Consider the following 13133-nt stretch of genomic DNA (forward strand, 5'->3'; position numbering starts at 1 on the left):
CCGCCCCCTGTGCCGGCCATCAGGCGTCGACCTGGGGCATCGGCCTTGTTCCTTTACTTTGCGAGGGGAACCTGTGCCGACGTATCATGGTCTGATCGAACAGTGTTCCCTTTGCTTTGCCAACCGCTCATTCTCCCATCCTGGAGACCCACCATGACGATCACCCGCATTGCGAGCGCCCTCCTGCTGTCGCTGGCCCTGCTGGCCGCCGCCGCGCCGGTGCTCGCCCAGGCGCAACCCGACATCAGCGTCCGCCAGGAAGCCAACCAGACGCTGCGCGAGTACCGCGTCAACGGCAAGCTGTACGCCATCAAGGTCGAGCCCAAGGATGGCAGCGCCTACTTCCTGGTCGACCGCAACGGCGACGGCAACTTCGAGCGCCAGGGCGGCGACAACGTCGAGATCCCCGGCTGGGTTCGCTGACCCAAGGCCGTTGCCTGGGCGGCGCGCCCGCCGCTGCGTCCCCTAGCTGTTGATGCCCGTCTGGCAAGCGGCGCGAAAGCCCGCTGAGACCACTCCCGTAGATCACGTGCAACTCGGTGCCAAGTCGCTACAATAGGCGCCTTGGCAACCCCGGGCGAGACGATTCATGGCCGTATTCACTCCGCTTGACGACGCACAGGTCGCAGGCTTTCTAAGCCGTTTTGACGTCGGCGAACTGACGAAGCTGCAGGGCGTGCCCGCGGGCACCGAGAACAGCACCTTCTTTGTCACCACCGACCGTCGCGAACTGGTGCTGACGCTGTTCGAGCAGGGAGAGCACGAAGAGCTGCCGTTCTTCGTCGAGCTGCTCGACTTCCTCGACGAGCACCGAATCCCGGTGGCCGGGCCGATTCACGACCGTGACGGTATCGCCCTGCACGAGCTGGCGGGTCGGCCGGCGCTGCTGTTTCCGCGCCTGCCGGGCGCCCATCCCAGCGCGCCCGACGTGACCCAGTGCCGAGCGCTGGGGCAGGCGCTCGGCGAGATGCATCGTGTCTCCCGCCACTTCGGTGGACACCGTCCCAATCCTCGCGATATTCACTGGCTGTCGGCCATGCACCACAAGGTGCTGGTCTACCTCTCGCCCGAGGACCAGGCGCTGATGCAGGACGAGGTCGACGCCTATCAGGCCGCGCTGGAAAGCGCCGAGCCGCTGCCCCAGGGCGCCCTGCACGGCGACCTGTTTCGCGACAACACGCTGTTCGACGGCGAGCGCCTGGGTGGCATCATCGACTTCTACAACGGCTGCACCGGCGACCTGCTGTTCGACCTGGCCATCGTCATCAATGACTGGGCCACCGACGCCGACGGTCGCCTGGTAGCCGAGCGCCACGACGCTCTGCTCGAGGCCTACCTGGCCGAACGCCCGCTGACCGCCACCGAGCGCGAACTGTGGCCGCTGATGCTGCGCCTGACCGCCCTGCGCTACTGGCTGTCTCGCCTGCTGGTAGTCTACGTGGACCCACCGGCCCACGACCTGACCCCCCACGATCCCGAACAGTTCCGGCGCATCCTGCTTGCGCGCCTGGAACATGGAGCCCTGCCCTTGCCAGACATCGAGGCCCGCCCGTGAGCCACAAGCCCGACGCCGACTCCGCCGTGCAACGCGCCCGCCGCACCTGGAACATCGACCAGTGGGGTAGCGGCTACTTTGACGTGGACGAGGACGGACAGGCACTGGTCCGCCCGCTAGGCGAGGTCGAACCCGGCCCCAGCCTGTCGCTGCGTGGCCTGGTCGACCAGATCCGCCAGGCCGGCCTGCGCCTGCCGGTACTGATCCGCTTCACCGATATCCTGCACGACCGGGTCGAGCAGCTGTGCGCGGCCTTCGACCAGGCCATGGCCGAGGAAAACTTCGAGAGCGGCTACACCGCGGTGTACCCGATCAAGGTCAACCAGCAGCGCCGAGTGGTGGAAGAGATCCTCGCCACCAACGAGCGCGGGCGCGACCGGGTTGGCCTGGAGGCCGGCAGCAAGCCGGAACTGCTGGCGGTGCTGGCCCTGTCCGGCGATGGCCCCTCGCTGATCGTGTGCAACGGCTACAAGGATCGCGAGTACATTCGCCTGGCGCTGATGGGCGAGAAGCTCGGCCATCGGGTCTATCTGGTGGTGGAGAAGCTCTCCGAGCTGCCGATGATCCTCGAGGAGGCCGAACGCCTGGGGGTGACCCCGCGCATCGGCCTGCGTGCCCGACTGTCCTCGGTGGGCCGCGGCAAGTGGCAGGACACCGGCGGAGAGAAGTCCAAGTTCGGCCTGACCGCCGGCCAGATCCTGACCGTGGTCGAGCGCCTGACCGAAGCCGGGCGACTCGACAGCCTGCAGCTGGTGCACTTCCACCTGGGCTCCCAGATTGCCAACATCGGTGATATCCAGCGTGGCCTGCGCGAGTGCGCGCGCTTCTACCAGTACCTGCGCCAACTGGGCGCGCCGGTGGACACCGTGGACGTGGGCGGTGGACTTGGGGTCGACTACGAGGGCACCCACTCGCGCAACTTCTGCTCGATCAACTACTCGATGCTCGAGTACGCCCGTAACGTGGTCTACGCCTTCAATCAGGTGTGTGCCGCCGAAGGTCTGCCCCAGCCGCATCTGATCAGTGAATCCGGCCGCGCCCTGACCGCCCACCACGCGGTGCTGATCACCAACGTGATCGGCGAGGAAAGCGTGGACACCGCGCCGCCGACCGAACGCAAGAGCGACGACCCCGAGGTCGAGGCGCTGTGGCGCACCCTGGACTTCCTCAAGCGCGAGCCGGAACCGCGTGGGCTGGTGGAGGCCTGGCACGACCTGATCCAGGACATGGGCGACCTGCACGACCGCTTCGTGCTGGGGGCCGCCGATCTGGCCGCCCGCGCCGAGGGCGAGAGCGTCTACTTCGCCGCCTGCGCCGCCCTGAGGTCACAGCTCGACCCACGCAATCGCGCCCACCGCGAGATCCTCGACGAGCTGGCCGAGAAACTCGCCGACAAGCTGTTCGTCAACTTCTCGCTGTTTCAGTCGATGCCCGACGTCTGGGGCATCAAGCAGATCTTCCCGGTGCTGCCGCTGTCCGGGCTCGACCGTCGCCCAAGCCGCCGTGGAGTGATTCAGGACATCACCTGCGACAGCGATGGGCGCATCGACAGCTACGTCGACGGCCAGGGGGTCGAAACCACCCTGCCGCTGCCGGAGTGGCGCGAAGACGACGAGCGCCTGCTCGGCTTCTTCATGGTCGGCGCCTACCAGGAGATCCTCGGTGATCTGCACAACCTGTTCGGCGACACCGACGCTGTCGACGCCTCGCTGGATCGCGACGGTGGCTGGCGCCTGACCAACCTGCAGTGGGGCGACCGGGTCTCCGACGTACTCGGCTACGTCAACTTCAACGCCGACGTGCTGCGCGAACGGCTCCGGGTCCAGCTCACCCGCAGCAACCTCGACCCACGCGAACAGCGTCACTTCCTCGATGATCTGTCAGAAGGGCTCGACGGCTACACCTACCTGGAGTGAGCCGACCCGCACGCCCCACTCCGTGTGAGCCTTCGCCCGGCGATGCCTACAGGTATCGCCGGGCACCTGCTATTGGGGACTTCAGCTCTTGCGCCTGGCCCACGCTCGTGGCGAGATATGCATCAAGCAAGACACATCTTGACCACAGGAGGACAGCGCCATCGCATCCCCGGCCCCCTACCCCCAAGACTCACAGCCCCGAGACTCACAGCCCAGAATTCCCCCCACCATGATGGCGGTGGTCACCACCGGCAACGGTGGCTACGACAAGCTCAGCTATCAACAAGTCCCGACCCCGACGCCGGGCCCCGGAGAGGTGCTGCTGCGGGTGCTCGCCGCCGGCGTCAACAACACCGAGATCAATACCCGGCTCGGCTGGTACTCCGCCAGCGTCAAGAGCGACACCCGGGCATCGGCGGACGCCTTCGATGACAGCGCCGAGAACGCCGCCGACTCCGAGGATGGCGGCTGGAACGGTGCCACTCCCTTTCCATTGATTCAGGGCACCGACTGCTGTGGCGAGGTAGTGGCCCTGGGTGCGCCGGGAGAGGAAGGTGCCAACGCCTCGGCCACGGCGGACCTGCTGGGTAAGCGGGTACTGGTACGCGCCTGCATGCGCACCAAGGGCTTCGATCACTGGGACTCGGTGTGGATGGCCTCGGACTTCGACGGAGCCTTCGCCCAGTTCGTCAAGGTGCCCGCAAGCGAGATATTCCCGGTGGACTGCAACTGGAGCGACGAGGAACTCGCCACCATCCCCTGCGCCTACGGCACCGCAGAGAACATGCTGCACCGCGCTGGTGTCGGCGCCGGCGACCGGGTGCTGGTCACCGGTGCCTCGGGAGGTGTCGGCTCGGCTGTGGTGCAGTTAGCCAAGCGCCGGGGTGCCCACGTCACGGCGGTGGCGGGCAGCGCCAAGCACGAGGCGATCCGCGCCCTTGGCGCCGACCACCTGCTCGACCGCGACGATGATCTGCTGGCAAGCCTCGGCGAGTCGAGCATCGACGTCGCGGTAGATAACGTTGCGGGCAAGGGCTTTGGCGGGGTGCTGGAGGTGCTCGACCGCGGCGGCCGCTACGTCTCCTCCGGTGCCATCGCAGGGCCGGTGGTGGAGCTCGACATGCGCAAGCTGTACCTCAAGGACGTGCGCCTGATCGGCTCCACCGCCTGGGACGAGCCGATCTTTCCGGACCTGATCGGCTACATCGAGCGCGGCGAGATTCGTCCCCTGCTGGCCAGGACCTTCCCGCTTGCGCAGATCGTCGAGGCCCAGCAGGCCTTTCTCGAGAAGCAGCACGTGGGCAACTTCGTGCTGCTGCCGCCGCCGCTGGACTGACGCCGAAGGCGTCGGGACTGCGGGTTAGCCAAGCGTTAACCGAGCACGCGGGTCTCGAGGGCGTGGCGCTGGCCGCTGGGCAGTGTCAGTTCGAAAGCCAGGCTCGCGCCCTTCTCCAGCTTGCCGACACCGGCCGGGGTGCCGGTCAGCACCACGTCACCCGGGGCCAGGGTGAAGTGCTGGCTCATCTCGGACAGCAGCGCCGGGATCGCGAACAGCATGTCTCGGGCCACGCCGTGCTGGCGACGTTCACCGTTCATGTCGAGGCTGAACTCGATGGCCGACCAGTCGAGCGGCGCCTCGATGGGCACGAAACGCGACAGCGGGCAGGCGCCATCGAAGGCCTTGGCGATCTCCCACGGATGCCCCTTCTTCTTCAGCGCCGACTGGACATCACGCAACGTCAGGTCCAGCGCAAGCCCGACCCCGACCACTGCCGCCTCGGCCTGCTCGGGCGTGGCCTCACGCAGGGTCTCGCCGATCAACAGCGCAAGCTCGGTCTCGAAGTGTACGTCGGAGCGCTCGAAGGGACCGCCGATCGGCTCTTCCAAGGGCACCACACTGGTCGCCGGCTTGATGAACAGCAAGGGTGCGTCGGGTACCGGGTTGTCGAGCTCCTTGGCGTGCTCGGCGTAGTTGCGTCCAACACAGACCACCTTGCCAAGTGGCTGGGAGAAGGCGTCACCGTCAACAAAGCTCGGGACGAGAGACATGGCAGGCTCCTGAAGGCATGAAGAAGGATAGGAAACGACACGGCCCAGCGAACGGGGTCGCGTGGCATGCAAAAAAGGCGCGCCCAAGGCGCGCCTTTCGAGTCTATCCCAGCCATCACGCTCATCGCGAGCGGTGGCGACCGTCGCTTCAGGGATTGAAATCGCTGCCAGGCTCGTGGGCCAGGAAATCCGGGCGACGGCGGTTGGCCGCAAACGGCTCGACGCAGCGGTTGTCGACGCGGTTGTAGACAAAGAAGGCATTGCTGCGCGGATCCGGCGACATGTTGGCGTTGGAGCCATGCAGGGTGTTGCAGTCGAACAGCAACAGCCCACCAGCGCTGCCCTTGGGCGCCTCGATACCGTTGCGATCGATCAGCTGGCGCAGGGCCTCCTGACTCGGCACCCCGATCTCCTGCTTCTGCAGCGACTTCTCGTGGTTGTTGTCCGGCGTCTCGCCGATGCACGGCACGAACACACGATGGGAGCCGGGAATCAGCATCAGCGGACCGTTGAACTCGTGGTTGTCGGTCAGCACGATGGAGGCACTCACCGCGTGCATGTCGGGCATGCCGTCCTCGGCGTGCCAGGTCTCGAAGTCCGAGTGCCAGTTGAAGCCCTTGCCCTCGAAGCCTGGCTTGTAGTTGATGCGCGACTGGTGGACGTAGCTCTCGCCGCCGAGAATCTGGCGAGCGCGGCCGACCAGACGTTCATCATTGGCCAGGTGGGCGAACACCCGGGACAGATAGTGCACGGCGAACAGCGAGCGGATCTCCTTGCCGCTCGGCTCGACGATGCTGTAGTCCTTGCCCCGATAGGCGTCGTTGTCGAGCAATGCCTTGAGCTCTTCGCGAAGGCGTGCGAGCTCTTCGCCACCGAGGAAGCCGGGCTCAAACAGAAAGCCCTTCTGCTCGAACTCGTCGAGTTGCTGCTGGCTCAGCGGCCCCTGGTCGGCGCTGCCCTTGACCACCGGGCCCTGGCGGTCGACCCACAGGCTGTCCATCGGTTCGGGCAATCGCGTCGGGTAGCGGGTGGCGCGAGCTTGGCCGCTGTCGAGCCCGGCGAAACGTTGCCAGTCGAAACGCTGCTGGTCTTGTGGGTCCAGGTTGCTGCGATGCTTGGTTTGCGGATTGGACGATGTCTGCACTTCCATCCGATCACCCTCCCTTGGTATTGATCAGCTTTCAGATTCGAACTCGTACCCGCGGCGCTACTTACCTGTACACCAGCGACTTACCTGTACACCAGCGACGGCCCAGAAATGCTGCGCCACACAGGCGTCACCGACCGTCAAAGGCCATATCACCGACTGCATCAAGGGCAGCATTCAAGGCCACATCACAGGGTGCATCTAAGGCTGCATCCCAAGGTGCATCTAAGGCTGAACTCAAGGCTGCATTCAAGGCTGCATTCAAGGCTGAATTTGAGGTATAGCGCCGCCCTGAAGGAGAAGGCTATCTCCCCGAGCCCAAGCTACAAAAGCCGCCTCTTGAATTCAACCCTTGCACAACTTGCGTCTAACTTTCAGCGATGCGTCACTCCTGCTACCTCGCCGGGGACAGGCTGTGTCTCGGTGAAGTAGCGCCAGGCGCCGGAGCCTGGCAGCGATGTTGGTGCCAGGTAGAGCGGTGCAGCGCCGCGATCCTGGGGGCAGCCAGCGAAGGCGCTACCCGGCAGCAGCAGCCAGTCGTGGCGATTCTGATGGCCGAGGTCGAACCCTTGGCCAAGCTCGCCGCAGTCGATGTCTTCCAGATCCTTGTCCACCACCAGCATCCAGCGCCGCGACGGCGCCTCGGCGAGCCAGGCCATGGCGGCAGGAAGCTCTTGCTCGATGGGCGTCATGTCGCCGAAGTGAACGCTTGGCGTGCGCGCATGCAGCAGGATCTCCTCATCGAAGTTCAACAGCGCGATCTCACCGGCCGGCCCCGCCAGCTCCGCCACCCTGGCCATCATGTCCCGAGGCGAGCGCTCCGGGTCCATCCAGACGTAGCCTTGGGTACTCCACCACCCCCACAGGCACCACAGGAACAGGGTCACGGCGACCAGGCCCCGGCGCGGCCTAAACACAAGCGCCAGGCACAGAGCCAGGCCCCCCAGCGCCAGCCACTCCCACCAGGGAGTGATCCCGCAGCGATGGGCCAGACGCTCCAACGGCGCGACATCGCAGAGCCCTAGAAGGCCCGCCAACCCCAGCAGCCCGCCAAGCAGGATGACGGCTCCAAAGCCCGCGCGATTGAGGCCGATCCGCCTGGCAAGCGCCGGCAGCAGCGGCGCCAGCGCCAGCACCATCAGCGGCAGGGTCGGCAGCATATAGACGCCGCGTTTACCCGGTGACAGCGAGAAGAAGACCACGATCAACACCACGGCGCTTACAGGCAGCAGCGTACGCGCATCACCGCGGCGAATGCGTCGCCACCAGTTGGGAAAGGCCCAGGGGAAGGTCAGCACCAGCGGCATCCAGGCCCAGGGCAGCACCTGGGCGATGTAGTAGTACCAGGGGCGCAGGTGAGCCCAGGCGTCGGCGTAGCGCTCACCGGTCTGCTTGAACAGAATATTGTCACGATAGGCCACCAGGCTTGGGTCGTCGCTCAGGCTGGTGATCAGGATCATCGGCAACCCCCAGGCCAGCACCACCGCGAGCAGGCACCCCAGTCCCTCGAGAAGGTCGCGAAGGCGGAGCGACGTCAGCCGGCCAGCCCCCCTGTTACCGCTGACACCGCCGCGCCCCAACCACCACCAGGCGGGCAGCAGCGCCAGCGGCAGAAAGCCCACCCCCTTGGTCAGGATGCCGGCCCCCATGGCCGCAAAGCCCGCCCGCCACCACCAGCGAGAGGGCCCCAGCAGGGCATGGCGTAACAGTCCGTAGGCGCCCAGGGTGGTAAAGAAGGTCAACAGCATGTCGATCTGGGCGGTCTTGGCCTGCAACACAAACTGCAGGGTCGCCAGGGTGGCAATGCCCGCCAGCAGACCAATGCGCGGGCCGTATAAACGCCGACTCAGATCCACGATCAGCGCCAGGGAGCCGAGCCCGGCCAGCAGCGACGGCAGCAGAAAGCCGATTCGCATCGAGCCGGTCAGCCAGATGCCCAGGGCGCTTGCCCACATGAAGATCGGCGGCTTGTCAGCGTAGAGTTCACCGCCGCGATGGGGGATCCAGAAATCTCCGGTCACCAGCATCTCGATGGCATTCAAGGCGAAACGGGGCTCATCGGCGGGCCAAGGATCGCGCCAGCCGAGACCGAGTGCCAGCAGCAGGACGGCGAAGGCGCAGAAGGCCAGCCAACCGGCCCAGGACAGGCGAAGAGGCATTCTCAAGGGGGGCATGACGCTATCCTCCGGCACGCAACGACGTCGATTCGATGGAAGACGGCGCCGGTTCGCCCGGCCGCTGCGAGGATCTGCCGATGGTATTGTTGCGCAGCAACATCACATTGCGCAGATAGATAAAGAGCCCGGCCCCCTGCCCAAGAATAAACACCGGGTCTCGGCGATGTATGGCGTAGACCAGCAGGGTCACCCCCCCGGCCAGGCTGAGAAACCAGAAGGCCACCGGCACCACGCTGCGTTTCGCCCTCTCACTGGCGATCCACTGCACGACAAAGCGCGCCGAGAACAGCGCCTGGCCGAGAAAACCCACCGCCAACCACCAGGACAGCGTCATTGCGACGGCCCTGCGGCGGCCTGGTTCAGGGTAACGCTGCTGCTTGAGGCCGTACTGCCAAAGACGACACGGGGCAGGACAACATCGAGACCGTCAGGCATCGGCTGCTGCCGACCAGTTTTGCTGACGGTGGTGTCCGTCGCAAAGGCCAGCTCCCCATGCCACAGCGTCGTCCCGACCCGAGGCGGGTCGAGCGCATCATCGACACCACGACAGTCCACCGGTAGCCGGCAGCGATGTTGCAGCCAGCACACTCCGACCAGATCGATGATGCCGACCCACAGGCGGTTGCCGAGACCATAGTGGGAACGCCCCGCCCCCCGGGGGCGGTGATTGACGGGGCGGGACAGACAACGCCCGCCCTGGGCAGTGACCAGGGCGGGCAGAAAGCGATGCATATGATCGAAGTACGGTAGCGAAAGAAACGCCTGCCGGCGGATCACCTTGAGACCACAGCCGCTATCCGGCGAGCCATCGCCGAGCAGTCGTGCTCGAACCGCATTGGCCACCCTAGAAGACAGCCGCTTGAGCGCGGAGTCCTGGCGCGTGACGCGATGGCCGCCCACCAGGTCCACCCGCGCCGCCTTTGCGGCTTCCAGCAACGCAGGAATATCGGCGGGGTCATTCTGGCCATCGCCGTCCAGGGTCGCCAGCCACTCGCCTCGGGCATGCCTCGCTGCCTGCCATAGGGCGGTGCTCTGACCCGCGCTATCGCAATGGCGAAGTGGCCTCAGCGAGTCCTGACGGTGCGCCCGCGTCACCAGCAGCGGCCAGGTATCATCGTCAGAGCCATCGTCTACCACGATGACCTCGTAGGCCTGGTGCGACAGCGCCCGTTCGACTTCATCGAGCAGCGTGGGCAGGTTGGCGGCTTCGTTATGGGCGGGGATAACTACCGACAGGGTTATAGCGTGCATGGGATTCGCCTCGGACTGGGGAATACCGTCACCTTGCCCGGCGATACTTAAGCCACCCTTAATTCATAAATGCCGCCCTTGGTCACGACGTCACCGAGACGTCACCACGCTCACAGCGTCGCAGGAGCCTCCAGGCGAGACACCTTCATCGATCTCCTGTGCGAGACGACGTGCCACCGCATACTCGATGTCCGAAAACCGTGCCACCTGAGGTACCCTGAAGGCACCACTGCATCGAGGTAGCCATGTTGCGTTTCCAGCAAGAGGACCCTGCCGCCCCCGCCATGGCGGCGATGATCCGCGCCCACCGCCGCGGGCTGAAGAAACTGGCGCCCACCTCGCCGCCGGAAAGCCGCCATGCCCTGACCCTGGATGAACTGAAGGCGCCGGAGGTGACCCTGTGGGGGCTGTGGGATGATGACGATCTGGTCGGCTGCGTCGCCCTGAAGGAAGTCAGCCACGACCACGGCGAGATCAAGTCCATGCGCACGGCACCAAGCCACCTTCGCCGGGGTCTGGCCTCCTTGATGCTCGACAAGGTGATCGAGGCGGCCAGACTGCGTGGCTATCGCCGGCTGAGCCTGGAGACCGGCTCACAGCCGGGCTTCGCTCCGGCTCGCCAGTTCTACACGCGTCACGGCTTTACCCCCTGTGCGCCCTTCGCCGGCTATGTCGAGGATCCCAACAGCGTCTACATGACCTTGGCCGTCTTCGATGACGACCGGGATGACGGCCAGGATGGCGACCTGAAGGAGGCCAGCCGATGAGCGAAAGTGATGACGCCAGCCCCGACAACAGCGCCACACCGTTGCCCCTCGACAGTGCCGACACCAGCGAGCTGTCCTGCGCCGAAGCGGTAACCTTCGACAGCGACGATACTCGCTGTCGCGGCTGGTGGTTCGAAGGTGCCGACGATGGTGCGGTGGTGGTCATGGCCCACGGTCTTGGCGGAACGGTGGCAGGCGGCCTTGCCGGCTACGCCCAGGCCCTGCATCGCGCCGGCCACAGTGTGCTGGTCTTCGACTATCGTCACTTCGGCCGCTCCGACGGCGAGCCTCGCCAGCTGCTCGGTATCAAGCGCCAGCAACAGGACTACGTGGCCGCCATCGACTATGCCCGGAGCCGGGCACCGGCCCTCCCGCTGGTGCTTTGGGGTACGTCATTCTCGTCGGCCCATGTCATCACTCTGGCGGCTCGTCGCGACGATGTCGCTGCAGTCATCGCCATGAATCCGATGCTCGACGGTCGGGCCTCATCGCTGCTCAAGCTCAAGGACGCAGGACTTGGCACCTTCCTGCGCATGACCGGGGTGGGACTCGCCGACCTTGCCAGGGGCTGCCTCGGCCGAGGGCCCCGGTACCTGCCACTGGCCGGCGAGCCGGGGACCCTGGCCGCGCTGTCCGCCCCGGACGCCCTGACGGGAATCCTGTCGTTTGTCGATGACGACTTCGACAATCGTATTGCGCCACGAGCCCTGCTGGCGCTCGGGCTCTACCGTCCGGTCACCCGGGCCCGCCAGGTTCACTGTCCGGTGCTGCTGCAACTTTGCCTGCGTGACAGCGTCGCGCCGATCGCCCCCGGCTACCGGCTGGCGGAAGCACTGGGATCACGGGCCACACTCAAGACCTACGACACCGGCCACTTCGAGATCTACGAGGGTGACTGGCGGGCGGCCTTCGCCGACGACCAGCGGGCATTTCTCGCCCAGGCGCTGGCGCAGTCGCCGGCGCCAGCGCCCACGGCCCACGCCACCGAGTCGCCTCAGCACACTCCAGACGAGACCGACCCGCCGCCCGCCCGGTAGCCTGGCTATACTGGCGACGACACCTGACTGGCCACGCCCGAGGGCATGCGAATGCGCCACTACCCCTGCCAACGCTGTGACAACCGCCTGTTCTTCGACAATACCCTCTGCCTGGTATGCCACTCCGAACTTGGCTGGTGCCCGGGTTGCCATGCCCTGGTGACGGTCGATCTCCAGCCCGATGGTCGCTACCGCTGCGTCGACGACACCTGCGCTACGCTGCTGGTCAAGTGCCACAACTATTCCGTGGAAGGGGTCTGCAACCGCATGATCACCATCGAGGAGGCCAACCGTGGCATGACGCTGTGTGACTGCTGTCGCCACAACCAGGCCATCCCAGACCTGTCGGTGCCCGGCCATCGTGAACGCTGGGCCAAGCTCGAGAGTGCCAAGCGCCGGCTTTTCTACACCCTCGACCTGCTGGGGCTACCCCACGAGGTAGATGGCCGCCGCGCCAACCCGCCGCTGGCCTTCGCCTTCCTCGCCGACGAAGTGGCGGCAGAAGGCGACTGGCACTCCAGCGACGAGGGCATGCCGGTGTTCACCGGTCACGCCGGCGGACTGATCACCATCAACGTCAAGGAAGCCGACGACGTCGAGCGCGAGCGCCTGCGTAACGACTTCAACGAGGCCCACCGCACCCTGATCGGCCACTTCCGCCACGAGATCGGACACTATTACTGGGAGTTGTTGATCAAGAACCGGGACGAGCCAGCCTGCATCGAGGTATTCGGTGACCACAACAACCCCAGCTACAGCGAAGCCCTCGATCGCCACTATCAGCAGGGACCACCGAATGACTGGCGCGGCCGCTTCGTGTCGGCCTACGCCACCATGCACCCCTGGGAGGACTTCGCCGAAACCTTCGGCTTCTACCTGGACATGGTCGCCATCCTCGATACCGCCGGACACTTCGGCATCACCCCCACCGGCTTCGACGAGGACCTCGAAGCGATGTTGACCACCTTTCGCCGCCTGAGTCTCGGCTTCAACGAGATGAACCGCGAGATGGGGCTGCTCGACCTGGTGCCGGAGGTGATCACCCCGACCATCGCCTGCAAGCTTTGCTATATCCACGATATGGTGCTGGCGGCGCGACGACAGCAGTAAGCCGCCCGTCTTCCCACCTAGCACCACCATGCGGCCCTCTTTCCAGAGGGGCCGCAATGCTTGGCAATATCCGGCTTGGCGAGATCCGGCTTGGCTAGGTTCAGCAGTGGCTCAGGGCAGGCGG

Annotated in this window: 12 protein-coding genes; 7 read left to right on the plus strand and 5 right to left on the minus strand. The window is 65.7% G+C overall.

The window, feature by feature from the left end:
* Positions 1-153: 153 nt before the first annotated feature.
* The 4 genes from RBB39_RS17050 (at position 154) to RBB39_RS17065 (ending at position 4807) form a co-directional block, all read left to right on the plus strand.
* Positions 154-423: a DUF2782 domain-containing protein gene (locus RBB39_RS17050; protein ID WP_045992628.1), complete on the plus strand. Its 270-nt coding sequence runs from the start codon at positions 154-156 to the stop codon at positions 421-423.
* Between the two features lie 166 nt (positions 424-589).
* On the plus strand, positions 590-1555 hold the full coding sequence (locus RBB39_RS17055) for a homoserine kinase (RefSeq protein ID WP_045992627.1): 966 nt from the start codon (positions 590-592) through the stop codon (positions 1553-1555).
* Entirely contained in the window at positions 1552-3471 is a 1920-nt protein-coding gene (gene speA / locus RBB39_RS17060; RefSeq protein WP_045992626.1) for a biosynthetic arginine decarboxylase, read from the plus strand. The genes RBB39_RS17055 and speA overlap by 4 nt, the downstream gene beginning before the upstream one ends.
* Positions 3472-3700: 229 nt before the next feature.
* Positions 3701-4807, plus strand: coding sequence for an alcohol dehydrogenase family protein (locus RBB39_RS17065; protein ID WP_045992625.1), 1107 nt, complete (start codon positions 3701-3703; stop codon positions 4805-4807).
* Positions 4808-4842: 35 nt separating this feature from the next.
* Here RBB39_RS17065 and RBB39_RS17070 read toward each other — a convergent pair whose 3' ends face one another.
* The 5 genes from RBB39_RS17070 to RBB39_RS17090 form a co-directional block, all read right to left on the minus strand.
* Positions 4843-5520, minus strand: coding sequence for a fumarylacetoacetate hydrolase family protein (locus RBB39_RS17070; protein ID WP_045992624.1), 678 nt, complete (start codon positions 5518-5520; stop codon positions 4843-4845).
* 148 nt (positions 5521-5668) lie between these two features.
* On the minus strand, positions 5669-6670 hold the full coding sequence (thpD, locus tag RBB39_RS17075) for an ectoine hydroxylase (RefSeq protein WP_083970389.1): 1002 nt from the start codon (positions 6668-6670) through the stop codon (positions 5669-5671).
* 371 nt (positions 6671-7041) lie between these two features.
* Positions 7042-8841 (minus strand): glycosyltransferase family 39 protein, encoded by a 1800-nt coding sequence (locus tag RBB39_RS17080; protein WP_083970388.1) that lies wholly within the window; start codon positions 8839-8841, stop codon positions 7042-7044.
* A gap of 4 nt (positions 8842-8845) precedes the next feature.
* On the minus strand, positions 8846-9178 hold the full coding sequence (locus RBB39_RS17085; RefSeq protein WP_045992623.1) for a lipid-A-disaccharide synthase N-terminal domain-containing protein: 333 nt from the start codon (positions 9176-9178) through the stop codon (positions 8846-8848).
* Positions 9175-10095 (minus strand): glycosyltransferase family 2 protein, encoded by a 921-nt coding sequence (locus RBB39_RS17090; protein WP_071211112.1) that lies wholly within the window; start codon positions 10093-10095, stop codon positions 9175-9177. Before RBB39_RS17090 ends, RBB39_RS17085 begins: the two co-directional genes overlap by 4 nt.
* A gap of 245 nt (positions 10096-10340) precedes the next feature.
* Between RBB39_RS17090 and RBB39_RS17095 the strand changes: the two genes are divergently transcribed.
* From RBB39_RS17095 to RBB39_RS17105, 3 genes are read left to right on the plus strand one after another with little or no spacing between them, the layout of a single operon-like run.
* Complete coding sequence (locus RBB39_RS17095) at positions 10341-10862, plus strand: GNAT family N-acetyltransferase (RefSeq protein ID WP_045992622.1); 522 nt, start codon at positions 10341-10343, stop codon at positions 10860-10862.
* The gene (locus RBB39_RS17100; RefSeq protein ID WP_052704337.1) at positions 10859-11899 is read left to right on the plus strand and encodes an alpha/beta hydrolase; all 1041 of its coding nucleotides are present in this window, start codon (positions 10859-10861) and stop codon (positions 11897-11899) included. Before RBB39_RS17095 ends, RBB39_RS17100 begins: the two co-directional genes overlap by 4 nt.
* A gap of 51 nt (positions 11900-11950) precedes the next feature.
* On the plus strand, positions 11951-13009 hold the full coding sequence (locus tag RBB39_RS17105) for a putative zinc-binding metallopeptidase (RefSeq protein WP_045992621.1): 1059 nt from the start codon (positions 11951-11953) through the stop codon (positions 13007-13009).
* Positions 13010-13133: the final 124 nt, after the last annotated feature.

This window comes from Halomonas sp. MMSF_3323 (assembly GCF_030733595.1).
GTDB classification, from domain to species: Bacteria; Pseudomonadota; Gammaproteobacteria; order Pseudomonadales; family Halomonadaceae; genus Halomonas; species Halomonas litopenaei.

Coding starts and splice junctions, on each gene's coding strand:
- RBB39_RS17050 (WP_045992628.1), top strand. CDS start 154: ATGACGATCACCCGCATTGCGAGCGCCCTCCTGCTGTCGCTGGCCCTG.
- thpD (WP_083970389.1), bottom strand. CDS start 6,670: ATGGAAGTGCAGACATCGTCCAATCCGCAAACCAAGCATCGCAGCAAC.
- RBB39_RS17095 (WP_045992622.1), top strand. CDS start 10,341: ATGTTGCGTTTCCAGCAAGAGGACCCTGCCGCCCCCGCCATGGCGGCG.
- RBB39_RS17105 (WP_045992621.1), top strand. CDS start 11,951: ATGCGCCACTACCCCTGCCAACGCTGTGACAACCGCCTGTTCTTCGAC.
- RBB39_RS17085 (WP_045992623.1), bottom strand. CDS start 9,178: ATGACGCTGTCCTGGTGGTTGGCGGTGGGTTTTCTCGGCCAGGCGCTG.
- RBB39_RS17100 (WP_052704337.1), top strand. CDS start 10,859: ATGAGCGAAAGTGATGACGCCAGCCCCGACAACAGCGCCACACCGTTG.
- RBB39_RS17070 (WP_045992624.1), bottom strand. CDS start 5,520: ATGTCTCTCGTCCCGAGCTTTGTTGACGGTGACGCCTTCTCCCAGCCA.
- RBB39_RS17090 (WP_071211112.1), bottom strand. CDS start 10,095: ATGCACGCTATAACCCTGTCGGTAGTTATCCCCGCCCATAACGAAGCC.
- RBB39_RS17065 (WP_045992625.1), top strand. CDS start 3,701: ATGATGGCGGTGGTCACCACCGGCAACGGTGGCTACGACAAGCTCAGC.
- RBB39_RS17080 (WP_083970388.1), bottom strand. CDS start 8,841: ATGCCCCCCTTGAGAATGCCTCTTCGCCTGTCCTGGGCCGGTTGGCTG.
- RBB39_RS17055 (WP_045992627.1), top strand. CDS start 590: ATGGCCGTATTCACTCCGCTTGACGACGCACAGGTCGCAGGCTTTCTA.